At 70.5% G+C, this 25,929-nt stretch carries 24 protein-coding genes; 15 read left to right on the top strand and 9 right to left on the bottom strand.

The window, feature by feature from the left end:
- The first annotated feature begins 233 nt into the window (after window positions 1–233).
- From apbC to QN245_RS14195, 3 genes are all read left to right on the top strand, one after another.
- The gene (gene apbC, locus QN245_RS14205; RefSeq protein WP_184449281.1) at window positions 234–1,085 is read left to right on the top strand and encodes an iron-sulfur cluster carrier protein ApbC; all 852 of its coding nucleotides are present in this window, start codon (window positions 234–236) and stop codon (window positions 1,083–1,085) included.
- Window positions 1,086–1,214: 129 nt separating this feature from the next.
- On the top strand, window positions 1,215–1,787 hold the full coding sequence (dcd, locus tag QN245_RS14200; RefSeq protein ID WP_010340509.1) for a dCTP deaminase: 573 nt from the start codon (window positions 1,215–1,217) through the stop codon (window positions 1,785–1,787).
- A gap of 40 nt (window positions 1,788–1,827) precedes the next feature.
- The gene (locus tag QN245_RS14195; protein ID WP_160968361.1) at window positions 1,828–2,355 is read left to right on the top strand and encodes an RDD family protein; all 528 of its coding nucleotides are present in this window, start codon (window positions 1,828–1,830) and stop codon (window positions 2,353–2,355) included.
- Between the two features lie 131 nt (window positions 2,356–2,486).
- On the opposite strand, the gene QN245_RS14190 is transcribed toward QN245_RS14195, so the two are convergent.
- From QN245_RS14190 to QN245_RS14180, 3 genes are read right to left on the bottom strand one after another with little or no spacing between them, the layout of a single operon-like run.
- On the bottom strand, window positions 2,487–2,654 hold the full coding sequence (locus tag QN245_RS14190; RefSeq protein WP_003467495.1) for a LiaI-LiaF-like domain-containing protein: 168 nt from the start codon (window positions 2,652–2,654) through the stop codon (window positions 2,487–2,489).
- Window positions 2,655–2,682: 28 nt separating this feature from the next.
- Window positions 2,683–3,090 carry an HIT domain-containing protein gene (locus QN245_RS14185; protein WP_184449283.1) on the bottom strand — a complete coding sequence of 136 codons (408 nt, stop codon included), beginning with the start codon at window positions 3,088–3,090 and terminating at the stop codon, window positions 2,683–2,685.
- 8 nt (window positions 3,091–3,098) lie between these two features.
- Window positions 3,099–3,761 (bottom strand): dienelactone hydrolase family protein, encoded by a 663-nt coding sequence (locus QN245_RS14180; RefSeq protein WP_184449285.1) that lies wholly within the window; start codon window positions 3,759–3,761, stop codon window positions 3,099–3,101.
- Between the two features lie 157 nt (window positions 3,762–3,918).
- On the opposite strand from QN245_RS14180, the gene rimO reads away from it, so the two are divergent.
- Complete coding sequence (rimO, locus tag QN245_RS14175; protein ID WP_317843474.1) at window positions 3,919–5,310, top strand: 30S ribosomal protein S12 methylthiotransferase RimO; 1,392 nt, start codon at window positions 3,919–3,921, stop codon at window positions 5,308–5,310.
- A gap of 42 nt (window positions 5,311–5,352) precedes the next feature.
- Here rimO and greB read toward each other — a convergent pair whose 3' ends face one another.
- Window positions 5,353–5,859 carry a transcription elongation factor GreB gene (gene greB / locus QN245_RS14170; RefSeq protein WP_017911327.1) on the bottom strand — a complete coding sequence of 169 codons (507 nt, stop codon included), beginning with the start codon at window positions 5,857–5,859 and terminating at the stop codon, window positions 5,353–5,355.
- Between the two features lie 109 nt (window positions 5,860–5,968).
- Here greB and QN245_RS14165 point away from each other — a divergent pair, with 109 nt between their 5' ends.
- The gene (locus tag QN245_RS14165) at window positions 5,969–7,408 is read left to right on the top strand and encodes a rhomboid family intramembrane serine protease (RefSeq protein ID WP_317843473.1); all 1,440 of its coding nucleotides are present in this window, start codon (window positions 5,969–5,971) and stop codon (window positions 7,406–7,408) included.
- A gap of 73 nt (window positions 7,409–7,481) precedes the next feature.
- On the opposite strand, the gene QN245_RS14160 is transcribed toward QN245_RS14165, so the two are convergent.
- Window positions 7,482–8,762, bottom strand: coding sequence for a tetratricopeptide repeat protein (locus QN245_RS14160; RefSeq protein WP_317843472.1), 1,281 nt, complete (start codon window positions 8,760–8,762; stop codon window positions 7,482–7,484).
- 246 nt (window positions 8,763–9,008) lie between these two features.
- Between QN245_RS14160 and nudK the strand changes: the two genes are divergently transcribed.
- Window positions 9,009–9,611 carry a GDP-mannose pyrophosphatase NudK gene (nudK, locus tag QN245_RS14155; RefSeq protein WP_317843471.1) on the top strand — a complete coding sequence of 201 codons (603 nt, stop codon included), beginning with the start codon at window positions 9,009–9,011 and terminating at the stop codon, window positions 9,609–9,611.
- Window positions 9,612–9,822: 211 nt separating this feature from the next.
- Here nudK and QN245_RS14150 read toward each other — a convergent pair whose 3' ends face one another.
- Window positions 9,823–11,328 (bottom strand): helicase HerA-like domain-containing protein, encoded by a 1,506-nt coding sequence (locus tag QN245_RS14150; RefSeq protein ID WP_317845419.1) that lies wholly within the window; start codon window positions 11,326–11,328, stop codon window positions 9,823–9,825.
- Between the two features lie 332 nt (window positions 11,329–11,660).
- Between QN245_RS14150 and QN245_RS14145 the strand changes: the two genes are divergently transcribed.
- On the top strand, window positions 11,661–13,259 hold the full coding sequence (locus QN245_RS14145) for a transglycosylase SLT domain-containing protein (RefSeq protein ID WP_160970557.1): 1,599 nt from the start codon (window positions 11,661–11,663) through the stop codon (window positions 13,257–13,259).
- Between the two features lie 402 nt (window positions 13,260–13,661).
- On the opposite strand, the gene asd is transcribed toward QN245_RS14145, so the two are convergent.
- Together asd and QN245_RS14135 are read right to left on the bottom strand one after the other, a co-directional pair.
- Window positions 13,662–14,507 (bottom strand): archaetidylserine decarboxylase, encoded by an 846-nt coding sequence (asd, locus tag QN245_RS14140; protein WP_317843470.1) that lies wholly within the window; start codon window positions 14,505–14,507, stop codon window positions 13,662–13,664.
- Window positions 14,504–15,154 carry an SCO family protein gene (locus QN245_RS14135; RefSeq protein ID WP_317843469.1) on the bottom strand — a complete coding sequence of 217 codons (651 nt, stop codon included), beginning with the start codon at window positions 15,152–15,154 and terminating at the stop codon, window positions 14,504–14,506. Before QN245_RS14135 ends, asd begins: the two co-directional genes overlap by 4 nt.
- Before the next feature lie 79 nt (window positions 15,155–15,233).
- Between QN245_RS14135 and prmB the strand changes: the two genes are divergently transcribed.
- From prmB to QN245_RS14100, 7 genes are all read left to right on the top strand, one after another.
- Entirely contained in the window at window positions 15,234–16,160 is a 927-nt protein-coding gene (gene prmB / locus QN245_RS14130; protein ID WP_317843468.1) for a 50S ribosomal protein L3 N(5)-glutamine methyltransferase, read from the top strand.
- A 10-nt stretch (window positions 16,161–16,170) separates the two neighbouring features.
- Window positions 16,171–17,274 (top strand): chorismate synthase, encoded by a 1,104-nt coding sequence (aroC, locus tag QN245_RS14125; RefSeq protein ID WP_317843467.1) that lies wholly within the window; start codon window positions 16,171–16,173, stop codon window positions 17,272–17,274.
- Window positions 17,267–18,301, top strand: a complete 1,035-nt coding sequence (locus tag QN245_RS14120) for a 2-hydroxyacid dehydrogenase (protein ID WP_317843466.1) — start codon at window positions 17,267–17,269, stop codon at window positions 18,299–18,301. The genes aroC and QN245_RS14120 overlap by 8 nt, the downstream gene beginning before the upstream one ends.
- A gap of 103 nt (window positions 18,302–18,404) precedes the next feature.
- The gene (locus tag QN245_RS14115) at window positions 18,405–19,430 is read left to right on the top strand and encodes an aspartate-semialdehyde dehydrogenase (protein ID WP_184643706.1); all 1,026 of its coding nucleotides are present in this window, start codon (window positions 18,405–18,407) and stop codon (window positions 19,428–19,430) included.
- 483 nt (window positions 19,431–19,913) lie between these two features.
- A complete protein-coding gene (locus QN245_RS14110; protein WP_486684787.1) occupies window positions 19,914–21,974 on the top strand; it encodes a motility hub landmark protein FimV in 2,061 nt (686 codons plus the stop codon).
- 229 nt (window positions 21,975–22,203) lie between these two features.
- The gene (gene truA / locus QN245_RS14105) at window positions 22,204–22,977 is read left to right on the top strand and encodes a tRNA pseudouridine(38-40) synthase TruA (RefSeq protein ID WP_317843464.1); all 774 of its coding nucleotides are present in this window, start codon (window positions 22,204–22,206) and stop codon (window positions 22,975–22,977) included.
- The gene (locus tag QN245_RS14100; RefSeq protein ID WP_160970546.1) at window positions 22,974–23,636 is read left to right on the top strand and encodes a phosphoribosylanthranilate isomerase; all 663 of its coding nucleotides are present in this window, start codon (window positions 22,974–22,976) and stop codon (window positions 23,634–23,636) included. Before truA ends, QN245_RS14100 begins: the two co-directional genes overlap by 4 nt.
- Before the next feature lie 66 nt (window positions 23,637–23,702).
- Here the strand turns inward: QN245_RS14100 and QN245_RS14095 are convergent, their stop codons facing one another.
- The gene (locus QN245_RS14095; RefSeq protein WP_317843463.1) at window positions 23,703–24,596 is read right to left on the bottom strand and encodes a LysR family transcriptional regulator; all 894 of its coding nucleotides are present in this window, start codon (window positions 24,594–24,596) and stop codon (window positions 23,703–23,705) included.
- Between the two features lie 97 nt (window positions 24,597–24,693).
- On the opposite strand from QN245_RS14095, the gene trpB reads away from it, so the two are divergent.
- A complete protein-coding gene (gene trpB / locus QN245_RS14090; RefSeq protein ID WP_184449310.1) occupies window positions 24,694–25,911 on the top strand; it encodes a tryptophan synthase subunit beta in 1,218 nt (405 codons plus the stop codon).
- The last annotated feature ends 18 nt before the right edge of the window (window positions 25,912–25,929 follow it).

The following is a 25,929-nucleotide window of genomic DNA, read 5'->3' as shown; positions in this document are numbered from 1 at the left end:
GGTTGCCGAGAGGAGAAAAGCAGGTTGCCGTCGATGCCGGGCGCGATTTGCGCAAAGTCGCCAGCGCTCGCGTCGCCCGCGGTGCGGGACCCCGCACCGGCACACTTGTATAGTCATGTGTCTGTGCGGCCCGCGACGCTGCCGCGGTTCGCGGCCCCGTTCGCGGTCCATGTGTCCTTTTCGTCCCGCGCCCGCCTCGCGTGCGCTGCCGACGCTTCTCTATTGAGTTTCCGATGACCGAACGCCCGCGTCTCCCTGCCCATGCCGTCCAGCCCAAGCTCGCCCCGCATCCCCGCATCCGCAACGTCATCGCCGTCGGTTCCGGCAAGGGCGGGGTAGGCAAGTCCACCACCGCGGTGAACCTGGCGCTGGCCCTGCAGCGCCAGGGCGCACGCGTCGGCGTGCTGGATGCCGACGTCTACGGCCCCAGCGTGCCGGCCATGCTCGGCCTGAGCGGGCGCCCGGACAGCCCGGACGACAAGAGCATCGAGCCGATGCGCGCTTTCGGCATCGAGGCGATGTCGATCGGGCTGCTGGTGGACCAGGACACGCCGATGATCTGGCGCGGGCCGATGGCGACCTCGGCGCTGACCCAACTGTTCGCCGACACCCTGTGGGACGACCTGGACTACCTGCTGATCGACCTGCCGCCCGGCACCGGCGACATCCAGCTGACCCTGGCGCAGAAGATCCCGGTGGCCGGCGCGGTGATCGTCACCACCCCGCAGGACATCGCCACGCTGGATGCGAAGAAGGCGTTGAAGATGTTCGAGAAGGTCGAGGTGCCAGTGCTGGGCATCGTCGAGAACATGGCGGTGCACACCTGCAGCCACTGCGGCCATGTCGAGCATCTGTTCGGCGAGGGCGGCGGCCAGCGCATGGCGCAGCAGTACGGCGTGCCGTTGCTGGGTTCGCTGCCGCTGGCGATCGCGATCCGCGAGCAGGGCGACGCCGGCACTCCGCTGGTGGCCGCGGCGCCTGAGTCGGCTGCGGCGCAGGCCTATCTGGCCACCGCGCAGCGCCTGACCGAGGAACTGCGCAAGCGCCCCCGCGCCGCCATCCCGATCTCCGCGGCATTGCGCTGAGCGGCGCGCGGCGCCTGCCGCGAACGCCCCGCGACCGGCTAGAATCGCCGGTCATTACGGCCGGCCCCGTTCGCCGGCCGGGTCCCGGCGCGCAGGCTGCGGCCTGCCGCCACCGCATCAGGAAGCCCCATGAGCATCAAGAGCGACCGCTGGATTCGCCGCATGTCCGAACAGCACGGCATGATCGCGCCCTACGAACCGGGCCAGGTCAAGCAGGTCGACGGCCAGCGCATCGTCAGCTACGGCACCTCCAGCTACGGCTACGACGTGCGCTGCTCGCGCGAGTTCAAGGTGTTCACCAACATCAACTCGACCATCGTCGACCCCAAGCACTTCGACCCCAAGAGCTTCGTCGACATCGAGGCCGACGAGTGCATCATTCCGCCCAACAGCTTCGCGCTGGCGCGCACGGTGGAATTCTTCCGCATCCCGCGCGACACCCTGGTGGTGTGCCTGGGCAAGAGCACCTATGCGCGCTGCGGCATCATCGTCAACGTCACCCCGCTGGAACCGGAGTGGGAGGGGCACGTGACCCTGGAATTCAGCAACACCACGCCGCTGCCGGCGCGCATCTACGCCAACGAAGGCGTGGCGCAGATGTTGTTCTTCCAGTCCGATGCCGACGACGTCTGCGAGACCAGCTACAAGGATCGCGGCGGCAAGTACCAGGGCCAGACCGGCGTGACGCTGCCCAAGACCTGACCTTTCCAACCCCGTTTTCCGACAGCACAAGGAGCGCGCAATGAACGACCCCAATCCCTACCAGGCCCCCGACGCGGCGTTGCCGCCCGCGCTGCCCGGCGCCGCCGACGGCGAGGTCCTCGCCGGCCGCGGCGAGCGCCTCGGCGCGGCGCTGATCGACGGCGTGATCTCGCTGGCGACGTTCCTGCCGGTGGCGGCACTGACCGGCTACTTCGGCAAGGTCATGGAGGCCGCGCGCAGCGGCGTACAGGTGTCGTTTCTGACCACGCTCGGCTATGGCGTGCTGGGCATGCTGATCTTCCTGCTGGTGCAGGGCTACCCGCTGGCCAAGAGCGGGCAGACCTGGGGCAAGAAGCTGCTGTGGATCCGCATCGCCGACCTGGAGGGTGGGCAGCCGCCGTTCTGGCGCCTGATCGCGCTGCGCTATCTGCCGACCCAGGCGATCTCGCTGGTGCCGATCGTGGGCGGCATCTACGCCCTGGTGGACGCGCTGTTCATCTTCCGCCAGGACAAGCGCTGCCTGCACGACCTGATCGCCGGCACCCGCGTGGTCAACGTCCGCCGCTGAGCCCGCGGTCGCGACACGGCACCCCTGCGTTTGCAGGGGCCGCTCTCGAAGTGGCTAGCGCAATGCAGCAGTTAAGAGTGGGAGATCGCTTTCGCGAATCCCCACTCCCGAATCCCCAATCCCGGCCCCACCTACTTGCCGCGGCCGAACAACATGCCGACGCCGACCGCGACCAGGATCGCCGGCCACCAGGTGGCGATCAGCCGGCCCAGGCTCAGATTGGTCCAGCCCAGGTTGTTGGCCAGGAACACCAGGCCGATCACGATCAGCACGATGGCGGCGATCACATTGGATTTCATGGAGGCGCGGCTTCCGCAAAAAGGGCGCCTATCGTAGCCGCTGGCGCCATGCCGCAACACGCGCCTGCAGTTCCTCGGCCGGCAGCCGCTGTGCCGTGCCGCTGCCCCACACCGGGCCAGGCCAGGCGGCATCGCCGGGATGCCGTCCCAGCACGTGCACGTGCAGTTGCTGCACCACGTTGCCCAGCGCGCCGATGTTGAGCTTGTGCACGCCCGGTTCCTGGCGCAGCAGTTGCGAGAGTTGGTTGATCTCGGCCAGCAGCAGGCGCTGCTGGCCGCCGTCCAGGTCGATCCACTCGCTGGCCGCGGCCACCCGCGGCACCAGCAGCAGCCAGGGGAAGCGTGCGTCGTCCATCAGCCGCACCTGCGACAGCGGCCCGTCGGCGACGAACGCGCTGTCGGCCTGCAGCCGCGGGTCCAGGACGAACTCGGCCATGCCGCGGCTCAGCCCAGGTGCTCGGCGAGGAACGCCAGGCTGCGTTCGCGGGCGAGCTCGGCACTGTCGGCATCGTAGTGGTTCGGGTCGACGTGGCGGTCGAAGCCGTGGCCGGCCGGGTACACGAAGGTCTGCATCTGCGGCAGCTTTTCGCGGTGCTGCTGGATCGAGTCGGCCGGGATGCTGCCGTCCTGCGCGCCGAAGTGGAACAGCACCGGCGCCTTCGGCGTCTCGTCCAGGAACTGGGTGTTGCGGCCGCCGTAGTAGCTCACCGAAGGCAGGCCCAGGCGCAGCGCCGCCAGCAGCGCGACGCTGCCGCCCCAGCAGTAGCCCAGGGTGCCGACCTTGCCGGCCGGCGCCAGCGCCTGCGCGGCCGCCTGCACGATGTCCAGGGCGCGGTCGAAGCCGAGCGCACCGACCAGTTCCAGGCCCTTGCGCACGCCGTCCTGGTCGTACGCCAGTTGCGCGTCCTTCTCGACCGGATCGAACAGCGCCGGCGCCAGCACTTCGTAGCCGTGCGCGGCGTAGCGGTCGGCGACCTCGCGGATGTAGTCGGTCACCCCGAAGATCTCCTGGATGACGACCAGGCCGCCGCGCGGCGTGCCTTCGGGCAGGGCGTGCCAGGCGGAAACCTGGCCGTGAGCGGTGTCGAGTGTGGTCCAGTGGCCCATGAGCGGCGTCCTGTGGGGTGGGGGAAGCGGCCGATTATCCATCGCCCGGGCTAAGCCGGGGTGAGCGGGCGCACACCGGGCCTCGGCCGCGCCGGCGGCCACGGCCCGGTATACTTCGCGCGCTGTTTTTCTCCCAGGCCCCCGGACCCCGGCCCCAATGTCTCTTGCGACCCCCAAAGTCGGCTTCGTCAGCCTCGGCTGCCCGAAGGCCCTTGTCGATTCCGAACGCATCCTCACCCAGCTGCGCGTGGAGGGCTATGCGATCGTGCCCAGCTACGACGCGGCCGACGTGGTGGTGGTCAATACCTGCGGTTTCATCGATTCGGCGGTGGCCGAGTCGATGGAGGCGATCGGCGAGGCCATGGCCGAGAACGGCAAGGTCATCGTCACCGGTTGCCTGGGCAAGCGCTCGGAGCAGATCCGTGCGGCCTATCCGGACGTGCTGGCGGTGTCCGGCCCGCAGGACTACCAGAGCGTGATGGAAGCGGTGCATGCGGCGCTGCCGCCGCGCCACGATCCGTTCGTGGACCTGCTGCCGCGCGGCCGTGGCAGCAACGAAGACGACATCGGCGTCAAGCTGACGCCGCGGCATTACGCCTATCTGAAGATCTCCGAAGGCTGCAATCACCGTTGCAGCTTCTGCATCATTCCCTCGATGCGCGGCGACCTGGTGTCGCGCCCGGTCGACGAGGTGCTGCGCGAGGCCGAGCGCCTGGTCAAGGGCGGGGTGCGCGAGCTGCTGGTGGTGTCGCAGGACACCTCGGCCTACGGCGTGGACCTGAAGTACGCCGAGCGCGAGTGGCGCGGCCGCGCCTACCAGACGCGGATGAAGGCGCTGTGCGAGGGCCTGTCGGAACTGGGGGCGTGGGCGCGCCTGCACTACGTGTACCCGTACCCGCACGTCGACGACGTGATCCCGCTGATGGCCGAGGGCAAGCTGCTGCCGTATCTGGACATCCCGTTCCAGCACGCCAGCCCGCGCATCCTCAAGCTGATGAAGCGGCCCGGCGCGGTCGAACGCACCCTGGAGCGCGTGCAGCGCTGGCGCGCGCTGTGCCCAGAGATCACGCTGCGTTCGACCTTCATCGTCGGTTTCCCTGGCGAGACCGACGCCGAGTTCGAGCAGTTGCTGGAATTCCTCGACGCCGCGCAGCTGGACCGCGTCGGCGCATTCGCCTATTCGCCGGTGGACGGCGCTAGCGCCAACGCGCTGCCGGATCCGGTGCCGGAAGCACTCAAGCAGGAGCGGCTGGCGCGCTTCATGGAACGGCAGGCGGCGATTTCCGCCGCTCGCCTGGAAGCCAAGATCGGCACGGTGCAGGAGTGCCTGGTCGACCTGCTGGAGGATGGCATCGCCGTGGCGCGCTCCAAGGCCGATGCGCCGGAGATCGACGGCCTGGTGCATATCCAGAACGGCGGCGAGCTGGGGCTGAAGCCTGGCGACTTGGTGCAGGTGGACATCACCGACAGCGACGAGCACGACCTGTTCGGCGATGCGCTGCCGGTGCAGGCGTCGCCAGCAAAGGCGCTGGACCTGCGGGTGCTCTGAGGCCGCAGGCGATGGCGTGCGTGGCGCCACGGCGCCGCGCGCTCACGGCGCGGCGTAGTCCACCGCCACCACCACGAAGCTGTGACGGCCGCCGGGCAGTTGCGCTTCCACTTCGTCGTCGACGCGTTTCTTCAGCAGCGCCCGCGCCAGCGGCGAATCGATGCTGATCCAGCCGCGCGCCGCGTCGGTCTCGTCGGGGCCGACGATGCGGTAGCGGCGCAGTTCGCCGCTGTCGGCGTCCTCCAGTTCGATGTGCGCACCGAAGAACACCGCCTGCGGGTCCGACGGCGCCTCGGCAACCACGCGCAGCGCTTCCAGGCGCTTGCTCAGGTAGCGCACGCGGCGGTCGATCTCGCCCAGTTGCTTCTTGCGGTAGGTGTACTCGGCGTTCTCCGAGCGGTCGCCCTCGGCCGCGGCCGCGGCCAGCGCCTTGACCACCTCGGGGCGGCGCACCCGCCACAGCTCCTCCAGCTCGGCCTTGAGCCGGGCATGGCCTTCCGGAGTGATCAGGGCGGTGCTTTTCTCGGCAGGGGGACGCCAGCGGCTCATCGGTGCGACTGCGGTGGAGCGGGGTGGCGATGCTAGCGCGTGCCTGCGGCTTGCGCACCCGCAGGCGATGCCCGAAGCTGGCGCCGCCCCGCCGATGGACCTCCGTTGAATGCTGATCCTGCCGCTGCACAAGCCGCTGTCGCGGGAGAATTTTCCGCTGGTCACGCTGCTGCTGATCCTGCTCAACGTCGCGGTCTACGTCGGCTGGCAGCGTCACGACACGGCGCCGCTGCGGCAGGCGTTTCGCTACTACCTCGACTCCGGACTCGGCGCGCTGGAAGCGCCGGCCTATGCGCGCTATCTGGACCGCAGCGGTCAGCGCGAGCCGCTTGCGCAACTGCAGCAAGTGCCGGCGAAGGAGCGGTTGGCCTTCGTCTGCGCCGCCACCTTGCACGACGTGCGCTTCGTGCAGGCCATGCGCGACGGCAGCGCATTCGCGGACGCCGATGCACGGCAGGCATGGACGTCGCTGCGCGCGCGCTACGACGCGTTGCTGCAGCGCGTGTTCACCCTGCGCCATGTGCAGCGCAGCTCGGAATGGGCGCCGGCGCGCATGCTCGGTTCTACGTTCCTGCATGCCGACGCCATGCACCTGATCGGCAACATGCTGTTCCTGCTGGCGCTGGGTACCCTGCTGGAGGGCGCGATCGGCGGCTGGCGGTTCCTGGCGGTGTACCTGCTCGGTGCGTTCGGCGCCAGCGCGGCCAGCCTGTGGTGGCGCTGGGGCGAAGCCGGAGGCGGTCTCGGCGCGTCCGGTGCCATCGCCGCGCTGATGGGTGCGTTCTGTGTGGTCTGGGGGCGGCGCCCGGTGCGCTTCTTCTATTGGGCGGCGGTGCTGTTCGACTACGTGCGCGCGCCGGCCATCGCGCTGCTGCCGCTGTGGCTCGGCTGGGAGCTGTACAACCTGCTGTTCAACGGAGACGCGGGCATCGGCTTCGACGCGCATGCCGGCGGCCTGGTGGTCGGCGCGCTGCTCGGCGCAGTGCTGGTGGCGACCGGGCAGACCCGCGAGGCCTTCCTGCGCGACGATGGCGGCGCAGTGGCCGACGACCGCTGGGCGCGTGCGCAAGCGCACCTGGGGCGGATGGAACACGTCCAGGCCGGGGCGCTGCTGGACGCGCTGGCCGCCGAAGCGCCACAGCGCTTCGATGTGGCAATGGCCCGTTACCGTCTGGCGGCCAATGCCGGCCAGGCCGCGACGGCGCGGCTGCGGGCGCTGGAGCTGTTGCGGCTGGCGGCGCCGTCCGTGCACGAGGCGCGGCAGCAGGCGGGAGTGCTGGCGGCGGCCGGCGACCTGGACCCGCCGACGCGCACGGCGCTGTTCGCGCGCTGGATGGCGCTGGGCTTGCTGGCCGAGGCGGAGGCGCTGCTGGCGCAGGATGCGGTCTCGCCGCGCGAGCAGCAGGCGCAGGCCTGGTTCCGGCTCGCGCTGGGCCATGGCGAACGCCAGGCCACGGCGGAGTGGCGGCGTGTGCTGGAGGCGCTGATCGTGCGCTATCCGGACCTGCCGCAGGCGGACAAGGCCCGGTTCCTGCTCGCCAACGCCTGAGCGCGCTGCCTGGCGCGCGCGGGGGGCACGCGACGCGTCCCGCTCCGCGCACGACGCGCGCTAGAGACGCGCGCTAGACCGGCGCGATCGTCACCGCGCGCAAGGCCGCCTGCAGCTTGCCGCGCTGCACGTCGTCGTCGCAGCGGGTCAGCGCGTCCTCCAGCAGGCGGCGCGCCTGCGCGTCCTCGCCGAAGCGTTCGGCCAGCAGCAAGGCGGCCTGCAGCGACCAGGCGCTGTGTTCCGGTGCGGTCGGCCAGGCACGCAGCGCGGCCTGCAGGCCGTCGGCGGCGAGCCGGAACTGCCCGGCCAGTTGCGCGCGTTCGGCCAGCAGCGTGGCCTGTTCCGGCAGCAGCGGCGCGAAGTCGGGATCGGCATCCAGCGCCTCGCGCTGCAAGGCCAACGCGCGCCGCTCCTGCTTTTCCTGCAGCAGTCGGTGGATGTACTGGCGGGTATGCTCGCGGCGTTCGTCGTGGCGCGCACTGCCGCGCAACAGGCGCTGGTACAGCTCGTGCACGCCCAGGCTCACCGCGCGGGTGCGTACTTCGCTGCGCAGCACCTGCAGCGCGTCGTCGGTGTGGCCGTCGCGCACGAGTTGTTCGGCCTCGTCGAGCACGCGCTGGTCCGGGTCGTGGCGGGCGAAGGCGTTGGCGGCATCGGCGGCCGGTTCGTAGCCCAGCACGGCGTGATACTGGTAGACCAGGTAGCCCAACAGGTGGAAGGCCGCGAACAGGCCCCAGATCGTCACCACGGTGACCGCCAGGTCGGCGACCAGCGGCGGCAGGGCGCGCTGCAGCCAGGCGGCGGCGCTCAGCGCGCTGGCCTGGATCACGAACAGCAGGCCGAACGCGGCCAGGTACGGCCAGCCGATGCGCAGCGCCAGGCCGATCGACACGGCCGGGTTCAGCGCGCGGCGCAGGCTGCCGTCCATCGCCAGGGAAATCAGGATGCCCGGCTGCAGCAGCACCACCGCCAGCAGCATCAGCAGGCCGCCGACCGGCCCGGCCAGCAGCAGCGCGGCGAACACCGCCATGCCGAGCAGGATCATCATCGCCAGCAGCCGCAGCACCACGCCGTCGCCGACATCGAAACCGCGTTCCGGCGCGTCCAGGTAGCCGTCGGCGGTATGCCGCAGGATCTCGAAGGCGTATTTGTAGATCGCCAGGGTGGTGATGATGCCCAGGATCCAGCCGATGCCGGGCAGCATTCCCAGCAGGCTGCACAGGGTCAGTGCGATCAGCGCGTACAGCGCGCCGCCGCGTAGCGGATACAGCGCGATGGCGCGGGTGCGCGCCCAGAACGGTTCGGGTGTGTTGTGCTGTGCGCGGCTTGCGCCCGCGCGCCGACGGTCTTCCATGACGCCCCCTGTCTACGAAGTGCGACGATTGTGCGGGTCTGTCGCGACGGGTGCAATTGGGCGCTGGCCGTGGCGGCCGTGCGGTCGCCATGGCGGATTGTGGCACGTGGAGCGCGGCCTGCTGCGCAAAGCGCCACCCCTGTCGCAGCGGCGCTGCGTGCGCTGGCTACACTGCATGGTCACGCGGCGAGTGCGCGTGTCGGGCATCGTGCCTGCCGCCTCGCCTTTCCCTTACAGGAGTTTCGCTTGGACCCTTCCTTCGTTTCCGAAAATCCGCGCGTGCGCGTCACCAATATCGAAGTGCTGTCGGACAACTGGTACGTGCTGCGCAAGGTCAGTTTCGATTTCCAGCGCCACGACGGCAGCTGGCAGGCGCTCACGCGCGAGGCCTACGACCGCGGCAATGGCGCGACCATCCTGCTGTACAGCCGCGCCAAGGGCACGGTGATGCTGACCCGCCAGTTCCGCTTGCCGACCCTGCTCAACGGCAACCCCGACGGCATGCTGATCGAGGCCTGCGCCGGCCTGCTCGATCGCCACGATCCGGAGACCTGCATCCGCAAGGAAACCGAAGAAGAGACCGGCTACCGGATCGAGAATGTGCGCAAGGTGTTCGAGGCGTTCATGAGTCCGGGCTCGGTGACCGAGCGGCTGTATTTCTTCGTGGGCGAATACGTGGACCGCGACAAGGTCGGCGCCGGCGGCGGCGTGGCTGCCGAGGGCGAAGAAATCGAGGTGCTGGAGCTGGCGCTCGATGCGGCGCTGGCGATGATCGACACCGGCGAGATCGCCGACGCCAAGACCATCATGCTGCTGCAGTACGCCAAGCTGCACTGGCTGTTGGGATAGCGCTGGCGCTGCGGGATGACGCGGATGCCGTAGGAGCGGCTTCAGCCGCGACCGGCATTACCGGGAAAGCCCGGTCGCGGCTAAAGCCGCTCCTACGAGTGCGATGACATACGCGCTGGCCGCGGCAAAGCGCGCTTTGCAGATGCGCTGAAGCCGTTCTGACGGGATGCCCGTGACCTGGACGCCGGCGCGCATATCACGCGCGCCGCGCTCAGCGCTTGCCGCCGAAGATGCTGCCGAAGATGCCGCGCACGATCTGCTGGCCGATGCGGTTGCCGATGGTGCGCGAGGTCTGCTTGGCCATCGCCTCCAGCATGCCCTGGCGGCGCTTGGTGCCGAATACCGCGTCCTTGACCGCCTGGCCGAAGCCGCTGTCCTGCGCCTCGTCCTGTTCGCGGGTGCGCGCCGGCGGCGCGGCGCTGCGGTCGGCGCTCTGCTCGACGCGGCGCGCCAGCAGTTCCGCCGCCGATTCGCGATTGACCGGGGTGTCGTAGCGCGTGCCGACCGGGCTGCCGGCGCGCACCTGCGTGCGCTCGGCCTCGGTGATCGCGCCCATGCGGCAGCGCGGCGGCGCGATCAGGGTCTGCTGCACCGGTGTCGGCACGCCCTTGTCCTGCAGCGTGGACACCAGTGCCTCGCCGGTGCCGAGTTGCGAGATGGCCTTGGCCACGTCAAGCTTGGGATTGGCCACGAAGGTTTCGGCGGCGGTGCGCACCGCCTTCTGGTCGCGTGGCGTATAGGCGCGCAGCGCGTGCTGCACGCGATTGCCGAGCTGGCCGAGGATGCTGTCGGGCACGTCGTCCGGGAACTGCGAGCAGAAGTACACGCCCACGCCCTTGGAGCGGATCAGCCGCACCACCTGCTCGATGCGCTGCACCAGCGCCGGCGGCGCATCGTCGAACAGCAGGTGCGCTTCGTCGAACACGAACACCAGCTTGGGCTTGTCCAGGTCGCCCACTTCCGGCAGCCGTTCGAACAGTTCCGACAGCAGCCACAGCAGGAAGGTCGAGTACAGCCGCGGCTTGAGCACCAGTTGCGCGGCAGCGAGGATGCCGATCACGCCGCGGCCGTCGTGATCCACCCGCATCAGCTCGGCCAGGTCCAGCGCCGGTTCGCCGAAGAAGCCCTCGCCGCCGTCCTGCGCTAGGCGCAGCAGCGCGCGCTGGATCGCGGCCACCGACTGCGCGCTGACCAGGCCGTATTCGGTGGAGATGTCCTTGCGCTCTTCCACCACCAGCGCCAGCAGCGCGCGCAGGTCGTCCAGGTCGAGCAGTAGCAGGCCACGGTCGTCGGCCAGCTTGAACACGATGTCGAGCACGCCGGTCTGGGTGTCGTTGAGTTCCAGCACGCGCGCCAGCAGGGTGGGGCCCATCTCGCTGACGGTGGTGCGCACCGGGTGGCCGAGCTGGCCGTACAGATCCCAGAACACCACCGGGTTGGCGGCCGGGGCGTAGTCGGCCACGCCGATCTCCCGGGCGCGCTGCAGCACCTTCTCGCTGCCGTCGCCGGGCATAGCCAGGCCGGCCACGTCGCCCTTGACGTCGGCCAGGAACACCGGCACGCCGATGCGCGAAAAGCCTTCGGCCAGGGTCATCAGGGTCACGGTCTTGCCGGTACCGGTGGCGCCGGCGACCAGGCCATGGCGATTGCCCAGGCGCGGTTGCAGCAGCACCGCGATGTCGTCGGTCACGCCTTTGCCTAGCAGGATCGGGTCCATATCGGGGTCCGCAATGAGATGCCGGGATTCTAGAGCGTCTGCGGCCTGGCCGAACGCGCGCAGGGTGCTCCGGGGCGCGCCGCGCTGCCCTGCAGAGGCGGCGCCGACTGCGAGGTCGCCTTTGCATGGTTTGGCCGTTCGCTGGTGCCGCCTGACCGCCGTGCATCTGAACCAGCGTCGCAGCGGCCGGCGTATGCGGCGCCATGTTGCGGCGCGGGATGGCCGCCGGCGATGAACCTTGGCCCGCCGCGGGCCCGGCCGTGGCCGCGGCGACCTTGCCGCGATGCGACGGCGGGGGCTACCCTGCGGCCTTTCCGTCGCCGCGTCCCACCATGCCCCTTCCGTTCCGCTTCTCCCACGCGTGGCCCGTCGCGGCTGCCGTGGCGCTGACCTGCACCGCTCCTGCCGCCCAAGCCCGCGTGTCCGCCCGCGACCAGGCCGCCATCGCCGTCCTCGACCAGCGCCTTGCCGCCGCCGAGAAGCGCTACAACGACGCCCTGGTGCTGGTCGGCAACAGCGACCCCAAGGGCACCCAGGAAAGCGACGCCGCGCTGGAGGACATCGAGGACGTGATCCAGGCCTGCATCAAGCAGCGCGGCTGCGAGGTCGGTACCTATCTGGGCGCGTACAAGCGCCTGCTGAAGGCCAAGGCCGACGCGCAGGGCCAGGCCAGCGATGCCGATGCCACCGACGACGACTCCGCGCCGCTGCAGGCCGATCCCGACCACATCAGCCCGCTCGCCGCCGACGTGCCGGAAGCGGCGCGCGCGGCGCGCCTGCTCAACGACAAGCGCCACGCCTTCGATTCGATGGTGGAGTACAACCCGGCGGTGCAGGCCGGCATCCGCCGCTGGCTCACCGACATGCGCCCGTCGCTGATGAGCAGCTACGAGAACTACCAGAACCTGCGCGCGATCATGTGGCCGGAGTGGGAGAAGCGCGGCCTGCCGGAAGCGCTGCTGTTCGGCATCATCGCCAAGGAGTCCAACGGCCGCGTGCACGCCAATTCGCGGGTCGGCGCCGCCGGGCTGATGCAGTTCATGCCGGCCACCGGGCGCCGCTTCGGCCTGGGCCCGGACGGCACCGGCTTCGATACCCGCTACGACGCGCGCAGCGCCGCCGAGGCCAGCGCCGTCTACATCAACGAGCGCATGGCCGAACTCAACCGCAGCGTGGAACTGGCCCTGGCCGGCTACAACGGCGGCGAAGGTCGCGCGGCGCGCGTGTTCAACCAGATGCAGGGCCGCAGCTTCTGGGATGCGTCGGTGTACAACCAGTTCCCGGCCGAGACCAAGGACTACGTGCCGATGGTGATCGCCGCGGCGTGGATCTTCCTGCACCCGCAGCAGTACGGCGTGGCCTTCCCCAAGATCAATGCGCAGCCGGCCACGCTGCGTCTGGCCAAGTCCACCACCATCTACGAACTGACCATCTGCCTGGGCAGCGACGGCACCCGCGACGGCTACATGCGCGCGCTGCGCAACCTCAATCCGCGCTACGAGCCGGACGGCTGGATCCCGGCCGGGGTGACCATCAACGCCAACACCAAGATCGTCGGCCTGTACAACCGCTATTGCGTCAGCGGCCCGCGCGCCGACCTGGCGCGCGCGCTGATCACCGCCGACGTCACCGCCGCGGTGCGCAGCAGCAGCCCGGCGCCGGCCGCCGATCTCACCGGCAACGTGGCGGTGGGCGACGTCAGCCCGGTCGCCGGCGTGCCGACCACGGTGGCCACCGGCCGTCCCGCGCCGGCCAAGCCCAAGCAGAAGCAGGTGCGCAACTATCGCGTGGCCAAGGGCGACACCCTGGGCCGGATCGCCGACCGTCACGACTGCGATCTGAAGGAACTGGCCAAGGCCAACGGCCTGCGCGCCCCGGGCTATGCACTGAAGCCTGGGCAATCGCTGAAGCTGGTGGGCTGCGAGAAGTAGGCCGGCTCCTTCTCCCCCCGGGACCATGGCCCCCTTTTCGGCGGAAGGTGGCGCGCAGCGCCGGATGAGGGTGCGGTGGCCGCAGTGTCGGATGGATGGCGTTTCGGCCATCCATTGAGAGACTGCGGCCCGTCACCGTCAATGCGTCGGGACTGAAGTCCCCCCACAGTGGGGGACTGTGCTTCACCACCGGCTGCAAGACCCAGGCGCGATCCCATTCCTTCTCCCACTGGGAGAAGGTGGCGCGCAGCGCCGGATGAGGGTGCGGCAGCCGCAGTGTCTGACGGATGGCGTTTCTGCCATCCATTGAGAGCCTGCGGCCCGTCACCGTCCATGCGTCGGGAATGAAGTCCCTCCCACAAAACACACCCCACAAGGGGCCGTAGCGCGGCCCTGTACGTCTCAGCGCACCAATCGCGCCAGCGCCTGGCCCAGCCGCACCGGCGATTCCGCCTTCAGCGCCGGATCGAACGCGGCCACGCCGGGCGGCAGCAGCACGATCACCGTCGAGCCGTAGTTGAAACGCGCCATCTCCTCGAACCGCTGCAGGGTGATGCCCTTGCCGCGCCAATCCTTGCGGGTGATGCGGTCGGCGTAGCGCGGGATCTCCACGCCGCTCCACACCGTTTCCACGCCGGACACCAGCAGCGCACCGACCATCACCGAGACCATCGGGCCGAAGTCGGTGTCGAAATGGCAGACCAGGCGCTCGTTGCGCGCGAACAGGCGCGGCACGTTGCGCACCGCGTCGGTGCCGACGCTGAACAGCCGGCCGGGCACGTGCACGGTTTCGCGCAGGGTGCCGGTCCAGGGCATGTGCACGCGGTGGTAGTCGCGCGGCGACAGGTACACCGTGGCGTACAGGCCGTTGGCGAACGGCGCCGCTGCGGTGTCGTCGCCGAGCAGTTCGGCGGCGGTGAACGACTGCCCCTTGGCCTGGAAGATGCGCCCGTCCTCGATCCGGCCGAGCTGGCTGATACGGCCATCGGCCGGCATCAGCAGCGCCTGCGGATCGGGATCGGCGACGCGTGCGCCGGGCTTCAGCGCACGGGTGAAGAAGGCATTGAAGGTCGGGTAGGCGCGCGCATCCGGTTGCGCGGCTTCGCTCAGGTCCACGCCGAAGCGGCGCACCACCGTGTCGATCAGCCACTGCTTCAGGCCGGGCCGCGACGAGTACGCCAGGCGCCGTGCCAGCGAGGACAGCAGCCGGTGCGGCAGCACGTAGGTCAGGCGGGTGGTCAGGCTCATGGGGCGGTGGCCTTGGTCAGCGCCTGCAGGTCGGCGGCGATCGCGGCGGCATCGAACGGCGGGCGGATCAGCCCGGCCTGGCGGCCCTGCGGGTCGAGCACCGCGATCGCGGCGGAGTGGTCCATGCTGTAGTCGTTCGGGTTCTCGGCGTAGTGCTTGCCCGGCACCTTCTGGAACACGAAGCCCAGCGCGGTGGCGAAGCGCTCCAGTTCGGGCACGTCGGCGGTGGCGGCGATGGTGTCCTTGTGGAAGGCGTGGGCGTACTCGCCCAGCCGCGGCAGGGTGTCGCGCTGCGGGTCGACCGAGACGAACAGCACGCGCGGGCGCAGCGTGTCCGGCAGCGTCTGCCATTGCTTCTGCGCGCGCGCCAGGTCGGCCAGGGTGGTCGGGCACACGTCCGGGCAGGCGGTGAAGCCCAGGAACACCAGGGTCCAGTGGCCCTTGAGCTCGCCCGGCACCAGCGGCGTGCCGTCGGTCTGGCGCAGGTGGAAGTCGGGCAGGGGCCGCGGCTGCGGGTACATGCGCACCGTGTGGGTCTCCGGCCAGGCCGGGGCGGCGCTGCCGCCGAAGTACTTCTGGGCCAGCAGCAGCCCCAGGCCGGCGGCCAGGGCAACCACCAGGACGATGCCGAAGGTGCGGTTGAACATACTGATTTCCCATGCAACGAACGCTCATCATAGCGGCCGGGCCTCTATAATCGGGGGCCACATTGCCTTGCCTGTTGCCATGACTGCCGACGCGGCCGCCGAACTCCACACGATCATCGACCTGATCCGCTACGGCACCAGCCGTTTCAACGCCGCCGGGTTGAGCTTCGGCCACAGCTACGACAACGCCCTGGACGAGGCCACGCAACTGGTGCTGCACGCGCTGCACCTGCCGCACGACCTCGGCCCGGCCTACGGCAGCGCGCGGCTCACCACGCCGGAGAAGGCGCAGGTGCTGGCGCTGTTCGAGCGCCGCATCGCCGAGCGCATCCCCGCCGCCTATCTCACCGGCGAGGCCTGGTTCGCCGGGCTCAGCTTCAAGAGCGACGCGCGCGCGCTGGTGCCGCGCTCGCCGATCGCCGAGCTGATCGAGGCCGGCTTCGAGCCGTGGCTGGCTGGCCGCCCGGTCGAGCGCGCGCTGGACCTGTGCACCGGTTCGGGCTGCATCGCCATCGCCATGGCCCACTACAACCCGAACTGGCGGGTGGATGCGGTCGACATCAGCGACGACGCGCTGAGCCTGGCCGCGGAGAACAAGGAGCGGCTGCTGGCCGACAACGTCGAACTGGTCAAGTCCGACCTGTTCGCCGGGCTGGGCGGACGCCGCTACGAACTGATCGTGACCAATCCGCCCTACGTCACCCATGCCGAGACCGACGCGTTGCCGCCCGAGTATGCGCACGAGCCGGAGCTGGGCCTGCGCGCGGGCGACGACGGCCTGGACCTGGCGCTGAAGATCCTGCGCGACGCGCCGGCGCACCTGAGCGAGGACGGCCTGCTGATCTGCGAGGTCGGCGAGTCCGAACGCGCGCTGGCGCAGCTGCTGCCGGAAGTGGATTTCGCCTGGGTCGAGTTCAAGGTCGGGCAGATGGGCATCTTCGCGGTGGAGCGCAGCGAACTGCTCGCACACCATGAGCGCATCGCCGCGCTGGCCGCGGACCGGTGACGCAAGCGACATGAGCGCGAACAGTTTCGGCAAGCTGCTGACCGTCACCACCTTCGGCGAATCGCACGGGCCGGCGATCGGCTGCGTGGTCGATGGCTGCCCGCCGGGGCTGGAACTGGACGCCAGCGAATTCGCCCACGATCTGCAGCGCCGCGCCACCGGCAAAAGCCGGCACACCTCGGCGCGGCGCGAGGCCGACGAGATCGAGATCCTGTCCGGGGTCTACGAGGGCCGCACCACCGGCACCCCGATCGGCCTGCTGATCCGCAACACCGACCAGCGCAGCAAGGACTACACCGACATCGCCCGGCAGTTCCGTCCGGGCCATGCCGACTACAGCTACTGGCAGAAGTACGGCATCCGCGATCCGCGCGGCGGCGGGCGTTCGTCCGCGCGCGAGACCACCATGCGCGTGGCCGCCGGCGTGATCGCCAAGAAGTGGCTGGCGCAGCGCTACGGCGTGCGCGTGCGCGGCTACCTGTCGCAGCTCGGGCCGCTGCTGCCGCAGGGCTTCGCCTGGGAGGCGGTGGAGGACAACGCGTTCTTCTGGCCGCATGCGCCGCAGGTAGCGGAACTGGAGGCGTACATGGATGCGCTGCGCAAGTCCGGCGATTCGATCGGCGCGCGGGTCACCGTGGTCGCCGATGGCGTGCCGGCGGGCTGGGGCGAGCCCATCTACGGCAAGCTCGACGGTGAACTGGCCGCGGCGATGATGAGCATCAACGCTGTCAAGGGCGTGGAGATCGGCGACGGCTTCGCCGCGGTCACCCAGAAGGGCACCGACCACCGCGACCTGATCGCGCCGGACGGCTTCCAGTCCAACCACGCCGGCGGCGTGCTCGGCGGCATCGCCACCGGCCAGCCCATCGTCGTCTCGGTGGCGTTCAAGCCCACTTCCAGCCTGCGCCTGCCCGGCGCCACGGTGGACGTGGACGGCCAGGCGGTGGACGTGATCACCACCGGCCGCCACGACCCCTGCGTCGGCATCCGCGCCACCCCGATCGCCGAGGCGATGATGGCGCTGGTGCTGATGGACCAGGCGCTGCGCCACCGCGCGCAGTGCGGCGACGTCGGCACGGTGACGCCGCGCATCCCTGGCGGTGGCGATGGCTGAGTCGCGGCCGCGGGTGTGGGTCAGCCAACCGCTGTTCGACGACGTCGTCGCACGGCTGGGCGCGCATTGCGCGCTGACCACCACCGCGGACGTGACCCGCTATTCGCCGCAGGACCTGGCGAAGGCGCTGGCGCCGCTGGACGGCGCCCTGGTCACCCTCAACGAACGCATCGGCGCCGCCGAGATCGCCGGCGCGCCGTGGCTGCGCGCCATCGCCAACGTCGGGGTCGGCTACAACAATCTGGACCTGGACGCGCTCAGTGCGGCCGGCATCGTCGCCACCAACACCCCCGACGTGCTCACCGAGACCACCGCCGATCTCGGTTTCGCCTTGCTGATGGCCGCCGCGCGGCGCGTCGGCGAGGCCGAGCGCTGGCTGCGCGCGGGGCAGTGGCAGCAGTGGTCGTTCCAGACGATGCTCGGCGCCGATGTCCACGGCAGCACCCTCGGCATCCTCGGCATGGGCCGCATCGGCCAGGCCATCGCGCGCCGCGCCGCCGGCTTCTCGATGCGCGTGCTGTACCACAACCGCAGCCGTCTGCCGGCCGACGTTGAGCATGCGCATCGCGCCGAGTACGTCGGTTTCGACGAACTGCTGGCGCGCGCCGACCACCTGCTGCTGGTGCTGCCGTACAGCGCGCAATCGCACCACCTCATCGATGCCGCCGCGCTGGCGAAGATGCAGCCGACCGCGACGCTGGTGAACATCGCCCGCGGCGGCCTGGTCGACGAGATCGCCCTGGCCGACGCGCTGTCCAACGGGCGCCTGGCCGCGGCCGGGCTGGACGTATTCGAAGGCGAGCCGGCGATCCGTCCGGAACTGCTGGCGCTGCGCAACGTGGTGCTGACCCCGCACATCGGCAGCGCCAGCGTGGCCACGCGCCGCGCGATGGTGTCATTGGCGGTGGACAACCTGCTGGCCGCGCTGGGCATCGGCGCCGATGCCGGGCGCCCGCCCAATGCGCTGAACCTGGACGCGATCGCCGCGGCGGGCGGCGCGCGGGCGATCGCGGACAAAAAACGATAGGGAGCCTGCGGCCCTGTGCGCGGCGCGCACGGCAGGTTCCCCGAATCCAAGCGGCAGTGCGGCTGTTCCTCCCCTTTTTTCTTCCTGCGGATCGAATCCTTCCATGAGCAATGCAACCCGTCGTTTCAACGTCGCCGTCGTCGGCGCCACCGGTGCCGTCGGCGAAACCATGCTGAGCATCCTCGCCGAGCGCGGCTTCCCCATCGCCACGCTGTACCCGCTGGCCTCCGAGCGCTCGGCCGGCGGCCAGGTCGAGTTCAACGGCCACAAGGTCACCGTGCTCGACCTGGCCACCTTCGACCCGACCGGCGTGGACATCGCGCTGTTCTCCGCCGGTGGCGGCATTTCCAAGGAATACGCGCCGAAGTTCGCGGCGGCCGGCGCGGTGGTGATCGACAACTCCTCGACCTTCCGCTACGACGACGACGTGCCGCTGGTGGTGTCGGAAGTCAATCCGCACGCGCTGAAGAACCGCCCGCGCGGCATCGTCGCCAACCCCAACTGCTCGACCATGCAGTTGATGCCGGTGCTGGCGCCGATCCACAAGGAATACGGCATCGAGCGCATCAACGTGGCCACCTACCAGTCGGTGTCCGGCGCCGGCCGCTCGGGCATGGAGGAACTGGGCAAGCAGACCGCACAACTGCTGGCGTTCCAGGACATCGAGCCGCAGAAGTTCCAGGCGCAGATCGCCTTCAACCTGATCCCGCACATCGACGACTTCCAGCCCAACGGTTACACCAAGGAAGAGATGAAGCTGGTGTGGGAGACGCAGAAGATCCTCGAGGACAGCAGCATTCTGGTGAATCCCACCGCGGTGCGCGTGCCGGTGTTCTTCGGCCATTCGGAGGCGGTCAACATCGAGACCAAGCGCAAGATCACCGTCGAGCAGGCGCGCGCGCTGTTGGGTCAGGCGCCCGGGGTGGAAGTGGTCGACGAGCACAAGGCCGGCGGCTACCCGACCCCGGTGACCCACGCCTCCGGCAAGGATCCGGTGTTCGTCGGCCGCATCCGCGAGGACTTCTCGCACCCGCGCGGCCTCAACCTGTGGGTGGTGGCCGACAACATCCGCAAGGGTGCCGCGCTCAATGCGGTGCAGTTGGCCGAGCTGGTCGCTCAGGAGGCGTGATTCGGGAGTCGGGATTGGGGATTCGCAAAGCGCGGCGCAGCGCCGGCTGTTCCAGGGCTGCGTAGTGCGCGATGTCCCGGCAGACATACAACGGCCAGTGGCGCATGCCCTGGCCGTTGTCGTGTCTGGCGTCCGTGTTGTGCTGCAAAGAGGGGCTGCGCTAGCGCATGTGGACGCGATGATGACGGGCGCCCTCGTAGGAGCGGCTTCGGCCGCGACGGAGCGTTCCCGGTAAAGCCATCGCGGCTGAAGCCGCTCCTACAGGACGAGCGGCACTGCAGGGCTTGTCGGTCCCTGATCCCGCAAAGGGGGCGCTCGCGTACCCCCGCGCAAGCGCACTCCCTGCCAATGCTGCACCCACAACGAATCCCCAATCCCAAATCCCCACTCTCCGCTTCATATATATTGATGTACATGACTCCAAGGGGCAGGGGCGGGATGCGCCTACAACCACGTTTGTTCCGTCGCCGCAGCGGCGATGCGGTGCCCGCCGCGCGCGGGCTGCGCCACGTCAGTCGCGCGGCCGCCGCGCTGCTGTTGCTGGCCTGCAGCCAGGCCGCGCTGGCGCTGGGCCTGGGCGATATCCGCGTGCTGTCCAAGCCGGGCGAGCCGTTCCTGGCCGAGATCCCGGTAATCTCCAACGAGCCGGGCGAACTGGAGCGGGCGCGGGTCGCGCTGGCCTCGCCGGCGACCTTCGCGCGGGTCGGGCTGGAGCGCCCGCAGGGCCTGGTCAGCGATCTGCAGTTCCGCTTCACCCAGACCCGCAAGGGCCGCGCGGTGATCCAGGTCAGCAGCCGCATGCCGGTCGAGGTGCCGTCGCTGAGCTTCCTGATCGAGGTCGATTGGGGCCAGGGCCGGCTGATCCGCGAATACTCCGCGCTGATCGACGCGCCCAACACCGCCGCGGCGATCGACGCGCCGGCGATCGATGCACCGGCCGCGGCGCAGCCGTCCGACCGCATCGCCCGCGATGCCTCCACGGCGGCGCCAGCCCCGGCGGGCGCCGCCACGTCGGCGACGCCGAACGCCAGGCCGGCCGCCGCGCCGCGTCCGGCGCCGGCCCCCGCGGCCGTGCCCGGCGATGCGCTGGCGCCGGTGCGCGCCGGGCAGACCCTGTCGCAGATCGCCGGGCAGCTCGCGCGCGGCAACGGCCATTCGCTGGACCAGACCATGGTCGCGCTGCTCCGCGCCAATCCCGACGCCTTCATCCGCGGCAACCTCAACCTGCTCAAGCAGGGCGCGGTGTTGCGGACCCCGCGCGAGGAGGATCTGGCCAGCCTGGATGCCGCCGCCGCCGAGGCGGTGGTGCGCGAGCAGGCGGCGCAATGGCGTCAGGCGCGCGCGCCGGTGCCGCAACCCGCACAGGCGCAGCAGGACACGGCGACAGCACAGGCCGCAGCCAAGCCGGCCGCCGCAGCGCCGGCGGCGGCCGCGGCCGGCGCACGGCTGGAGATCGCGCCGGCAGTGCCGGCGACGCGCCGCGAGGCGGGAACCAAGTCCGGCACCGGTGCCGGCGACGAAGGAGACATGGTGGCAGCCCAACAATTGCAGCAGGCGCGCGAAGACCTCGCGGCACGCGATGCCGAGGTCCAGGAACTGCGCTCGCGGGTGGAACAGCTCGAAAAGCTCAAGTCCCAGCAGCAGCAACTGATCGCGCTGAAGGACAGCGACCTGGCCGCGGCGCAGAAGCGCCTGGCCCAGTCCGGGCAGGCGGCGCCGGCCGCCGCCGCGCCGGCGCCGGCCAATGCGGGTTTCCCGCTGTGGCTGTGGGGCGGGGTGAGCCTGCTGGTGCTGGGCATCGGCGCCTGGTTGCTGTCGCGCCGGCGCAAGCCTTCGCCGCTGCCGCCGTTGCCGCGCGATGACGACGCCGCGCTGGCGGCGGGCGCCACGGTGCCGGTGGTCGCGCACCGCGACGTCGATGCGCCGGAACTGCCGCCGCTGGAACCCGCCGAGCCGCTGGCCGAGGACGCCACGGCCGCCCGCGACGAGGAGGCATTGGCGGAGTGGGAGCGCCCCGATCACGCCGACCACGCTGCCGACGATCACGCCGATCACGCCGATCACCACGTCGCGCTCGACGACGACGCCTTCGAGCGCGTGCTGGCGCAGCAGTCGGTGCGCCATGCGCCGGCCGATGCGCCGCTGTCCGCGGGCAACGACGAGGTCCATTCCATCGACACAGCCGACGCCCGTCCGGAGCCCGCACCGGCCGCCGAGTCCGCGGCCGAGGCGGCCTGGCCGCAGCCGTCGCCGCTGTCCGCGGTGCCGAACGTCGACGCCCATGTCGACACCGATGCCGGCGCCGGCCGGCAGGAGCCGACCTGGCACCAGCCCGTCGTACCTGCGCCCGCACCTGCAGCACCCGCAGCGGCCGAAGCGTCGTCGCCGTATCCGCCGGCGGGCCGCGAGCGGCTGGAGCTGGCGGTGGCGTACATGGATCTGGGCGACAACGAGACCGCACGCACCTTGCTGACCGAGGTCGCGGCCAGCGGCGACCCGGCCGCGCGCGCCGAGGCGCTGCAATTGCTGGGACGGCTGGACTGATGGCGGCAGGCGGCGCGCGGCGCGCTCGCCGCGGCCGTCCGGCCTGGATCGGGACGGCCTTGCGGCAGCACGCCCGTCAGCGGCGGGCGAGCGCAGTTGCGCGCGCGCTCCCGGCCTGGCAGGGGTACTTCCGCCGCGTCTGCTTGTTAACAGCCACGCTGCGCTCGTCCTTGCGCGAGGCGACCGCACAACACGTCCACCTCGATGGCGCACTGCAGCGGAGGTCGCCATGCGCTACGCACTAGGCGTGGAATACGACGGCAGCGAGTTCCAGGGGTGGCAGCAGCTCGGCGAGAGCGGCGGCCCCAGCGTGCAGGCGACGCTGCAGGCGGCGCTGTCGTCGGTGGCCGACGCCCCGGTGAGCGTGGTCTGCGCCGGTCGCACCGATGCCGGCGTGCACGGCGAATGTCAGGTGGTGCATTTCGATTGCGCCGCGCCGCGCCCGGCGCGCGGCTGGATGCTGGGCGCCACCGCGCGGCTGCCGCCCTCGGTGTGCGTGCGCTGGTGCGTGCCGGTGGCCGACGACTTCCACGCGCGCTTCTCCGCCCGCGCGCGCCGCTACCGCTACCGCCTGCTCAACCGCCAGGTACGCCCGGCGCTGTACCGGCAGACCCTGAGCTGGGAGCGGCGGCCGCTGCAGGCCGAGGCCATGCACGCGGCGGCGCAGGCCTTGCTGGGCGAGCAGGACTTCAGCGCTTTCCGCAGCGTGCAGTGCCAGGCGCTGCATGCGCGTCGCGAGCTGCAGTCGATCGCGGTGAGCCGCAGCGGCGAGCTGGTCGAGATCCAGGTCCAGGCCAATGCATTCCTTCATCACATGGTGCGCAATATCGTTGGTTCCCTTGTCATGGTGGGGACGGGCGAAAAGCCGGCGTCCTGGATTGGCGAGTTGCTCGCGGGACGCGACCGCCGCGTCGCCGGTCCCACGGCGCCGCCGCAGGGCCTGGTCTTCGTCGGTCCCCTCTATCCCGCCCACTGGACGCTTCCGGACGAGGTCACGCTATGAATCGCACGTTGTATCGCACCCGCATCAAGTTCTGCGGCATGACCCGCGCCGGCGACATCCGCCTGGCAGGCGAGTTGGGCGTGGATTCGATCGGGTTCGTGTTCGCCCATGGCAGCCCGCGGCGGGTGGCGCCGGCCGAGGCGCGGGCCATGCGCCAGGCCGCCGCGCCGATGGTGGACGTGGTGGCGTTGTTCCGCGACAACCCCAAGGACGAGGTGCGCGAGGTGCTGCGCACGGTGCGTCCGACCCTGCTGCAGTTCCACGGCGACGAGGACGACGGCTTCTGCCGCAGCTTCAACCTGCCGTACCTGAAGGCGATACCGATGGGCGGCGGCGAGATCAACGCGCGCACCCTGCAGCTGCAGTTTCCCAATGCCGCCGGCTTCCTGTTCGACAGCCACGCCCCCGGCGAGAGCGGCGGCTCGGGCAAGACCTTTGACTGGTCGCGGTTGCCGACCGGCCTGCACCGGCCGTTCCTGCTCGCCGGCGGCATCACTGGCGACAACGTGTTCGACGCGATCATCGGCACCCTGCCGTGGGGCGTGGACGTGTCCAGCGGCATCGAAAGCCAGCCCGGGATCAAGGACGGCCACAAGATGCGCAAGTTCGTCGAGGAAGTGCGCCGCGCCGACTGTCACGAGTTGAACACCAACTGCTGAGCGCGTCGCCACGTCGCGGCTGAAAGGTTGGCAGGCTGTGGCGACGCGGCCTGCGCTGCGGCGACGTCAGCGCTGCAGTTCCTGCGTCAGCCACTGTGCCAGCGCGTCGACCCGCCGATCCTGGACATCGCGGCGCGTGCACAGCGCCCACTGTCCGCCGGTTTCGACGAAACCCCAAGGCGCCAGTAGGCGGCCATTGGCCAGATCATCGGCGACCAGCGGTTGCGGCGCGATCGCCACGCCGATCCCCGCCAGCGCCGCTTCCAGCAGGTAGTACAGGTGCTCGAAGCCGGTGCCGTAGCGCAATTGCGCCGGTGCCAGTCCCTGCGCCTCGGCCCAGGCCGGCCACGCCTGCGGCCGCGACACCGTATGCAGCAGTGGCAGTTCCTGCAGCGCCGCCGGCGCGGCCGTGGCCAGTGCCGGTGCCTGCGGCAGGGTGGGGCTGAGCACCGGGCCGATCCGCTCCGGCGCCAGTACGCGGACCTGCCAGTCCGCCGGCCACGGCGCCTGGCCCAGCAGCAGCGCGGCATCCAGGCCGTCCAGGTCGGCGGCGAAGTCGCCCTCGTGCGCGGACAGGTGCAGGGTCAGCGTTGGCAGGTCGCGCTGCAGCGCCTGCAGTCGCGGGATCATCCAGCGGGCCAGGATGCTGCCCGGACAGCCCAGCACCAGCGCGGCCGGGCGCGCCGGGCGGCGCAGCTCCGCCACCGCCTCGTGCAACTGTGCGAACGCCGCGCCGGCGGCGTCGCACAGGCGCGTGCCGGCGGCGGTCGGGCGGATGCCGCGGCCGTCGCGCTGCAGCAGCGGCAGTCCCAGTTCCTGTTCCAGCAGCCGCACCTGGCGGCTGACCGCGCCGTGGGTGACATGCAGTTCCGCCGCCGCGGCGCCGACGCTGCGCAGCCGCGCGGCGGCCTCGAACGCGCGCATGGCGTTGAGCGAGGGCAGGCGGCGCGTGCTGGTCATGTGAGTTTTCCTGACGGATCCGTGCAGACTTTATCGGTTTTTCTGCGAGAACGTGTGCGCTAAAGTGCTTGCCTGTCCTGTTGATCCCGGTTGCGCCATGTCCTCTGTCCCCGTCAGCGACTTCCATGCCTATCCCGACGCCGCCGGCCATTTCGGCCGCTACGGCGGTCGCTTCGTCGCCGAGACCCTGATCGGCCCGCTGCAGGAACTGGCCGCCGCCTACGACGCCGCGCGCCAGGATCCGGCCTTCATCGCCGCCTACGACAAGGACCTGATCCACTATGTCGGCCGCCCCAGCCCGATCTACCACGCCGAGCGGCTCAGCCGCGAAGTCGGCGGCGCGCAGATCCTGCTCAAGCGCGAGGACCTGAACCACACCGGCGCGCACAAGATCAACAACACCATCGGCCAGGCGCTGCTGGCCAGCCGCATGGGCAAGACCCGCATCATCGCCGAGACCGGCGCCGGCCAGCACGGCGTGGCCAGCGCCACCGTGGCCGCGCGGCTGGGCCTGGAATGCGTGGTGTACATGGGCGCCACCGACATCGAGCGGCAGAAGATCAACGTCTACCGGATGAAGCTGCTCGGCGCCACGGTGGTGCCGGTGCACTCCGGCTCGGCCACGCTCAAGGACGCGCTCAACGAGGCGATGCGCGACTGGGTGACCAACGTGCAGGACACCTTCTACATCATCGGCACCGTCGCCGGCCCCGATCCGTACCCGCGCATGGTGCGCGACTTCAACGCCATCGTCGGCCGCGAGGCGCGCGAACAGATGCTGCGCGACTACGGCCGCCTGCCGGACGCGATCAGCGCCTGCGTGGGTGGCGGCAGCAACGCCATCGGCCTGTTCCATGCCTTCCTCAACGATGCCTCGGTGAAGATCTACGGCGCCGAGGCCGCCGGCGACGGCATCGGCAGCGGCCGCCATGCCGCCTCGATCGCCGCCGGCCGCCCGGGCGTGCTGCACGGCAACCGCACCTACGTGATCTGCGACGACGACGGGCAGATCGTCGAGACCCATTCGGTGTCCGCCGGCCTGGACTACCCGGGCGTGGGCCCGGAGCACGCGTTCCTGGCCGACAGCGGCCGCGCCATCTACCAGGGCATCACCGACGACGAGGCGCTGGCGGCGTTCCACCTGCTGGCGCATACCGAGGGCATCCTCGCCGCGCTGGAGTCCAGCCACGCCGTGGCGCAGTCGATCAAGCTGGCGCGCGAGTTGCCCAAGGACGCGCTGGTGCTGTGCAACCTGTCCGGCCGCGGCGACAAGGACGTGCACACCATCGCCGCGCGCGAAGGGCTGACGCTGTAACGCTTTGCCCTTCTCCTG

This window comes from Xanthomonas rydalmerensis, from assembly GCF_033170385.1.
Lineage (GTDB): Bacteria > Pseudomonadota > Gammaproteobacteria > Xanthomonadales > Xanthomonadaceae > Xanthomonas_A > Xanthomonas_A rydalmerensis.
Note: the sequence above shows the minus strand (reverse complement) of the source record. Positions and strands in the feature narration are given on the sequence as shown.

Bases quoted from the DNA above. Each gene is read 5' to 3' on its own strand.
- apbC (WP_184449281.1), top strand. From the start codon at position 234: ATGACCGAACGCCCGCGTCTCCCTGCCCATGCCGTCCAGCCCAAGCTC.
- dcd (WP_010340509.1), top strand. From the start codon at position 1,215: ATGAGCATCAAGAGCGACCGCTGGATTCGCCGCATGTCCGAACAGCAC.
- QN245_RS14195 (WP_160968361.1), top strand. From the start codon at position 1,828: ATGAACGACCCCAATCCCTACCAGGCCCCCGACGCGGCGTTGCCGCCC.
- QN245_RS14190 (WP_003467495.1), bottom strand. From the start codon at position 2,654: ATGAAATCCAATGTGATCGCCGCCATCGTGCTGATCGTGATCGGCCTG.
- QN245_RS14185 (WP_184449283.1), bottom strand. From the start codon at position 3,090: ATGGCCGAGTTCGTCCTGGACCCGCGGCTGCAGGCCGACAGCGCGTTC.
- QN245_RS14180 (WP_184449285.1), bottom strand. From the start codon at position 3,761: ATGGGCCACTGGACCACACTCGACACCGCTCACGGCCAGGTTTCCGCC.
- rimO (WP_317843474.1), top strand. From the start codon at position 3,919: ATGTCTCTTGCGACCCCCAAAGTCGGCTTCGTCAGCCTCGGCTGCCCG.
- greB (WP_017911327.1), bottom strand. From the start codon at position 5,859: ATGAGCCGCTGGCGTCCCCCTGCCGAGAAAAGCACCGCCCTGATCACT.
- QN245_RS14165 (WP_317843473.1), top strand. From the start codon at position 5,969: ATGCTGATCCTGCCGCTGCACAAGCCGCTGTCGCGGGAGAATTTTCCG.
- QN245_RS14160 (WP_317843472.1), bottom strand. From the start codon at position 8,762: ATGGAAGACCGTCGGCGCGCGGGCGCAAGCCGCGCACAGCACAACACA.
- QN245_RS14150 (WP_317845419.1), bottom strand. From the start codon at position 11,328: ATGGACCCGATCCTGCTAGGCAAAGGCGTGACCGACGACATCGCGGTG.
- QN245_RS14145 (WP_160970557.1), top strand. From the start codon at position 11,661: ATGCCCCTTCCGTTCCGCTTCTCCCACGCGTGGCCCGTCGCGGCTGCC.
- asd (WP_317843470.1), bottom strand. From the start codon at position 14,507: ATGAGCCTGACCACCCGCCTGACCTACGTGCTGCCGCACCGGCTGCTG.
- QN245_RS14135 (WP_317843469.1), bottom strand. From the start codon at position 15,154: ATGTTCAACCGCACCTTCGGCATCGTCCTGGTGGTTGCCCTGGCCGCC.
- prmB (WP_317843468.1), top strand. From the start codon at position 15,234: ATGACTGCCGACGCGGCCGCCGAACTCCACACGATCATCGACCTGATC.
- aroC (WP_317843467.1), top strand. From the start codon at position 16,171: ATGAGCGCGAACAGTTTCGGCAAGCTGCTGACCGTCACCACCTTCGGC.
- QN245_RS14120 (WP_317843466.1), top strand. From the start codon at position 17,267: ATGGCTGAGTCGCGGCCGCGGGTGTGGGTCAGCCAACCGCTGTTCGAC.
- QN245_RS14115 (WP_184643706.1), top strand. From the start codon at position 18,405: ATGAGCAATGCAACCCGTCGTTTCAACGTCGCCGTCGTCGGCGCCACC.
- truA (WP_317843464.1), top strand. From the start codon at position 22,204: ATGCGCTACGCACTAGGCGTGGAATACGACGGCAGCGAGTTCCAGGGG.
- QN245_RS14100 (WP_160970546.1), top strand. From the start codon at position 22,974: ATGAATCGCACGTTGTATCGCACCCGCATCAAGTTCTGCGGCATGACC.
- QN245_RS14095 (WP_317843463.1), bottom strand. From the start codon at position 24,596: ATGACCAGCACGCGCCGCCTGCCCTCGCTCAACGCCATGCGCGCGTTC.
- trpB (WP_184449310.1), top strand. From the start codon at position 24,694: ATGTCCTCTGTCCCCGTCAGCGACTTCCATGCCTATCCCGACGCCGCC.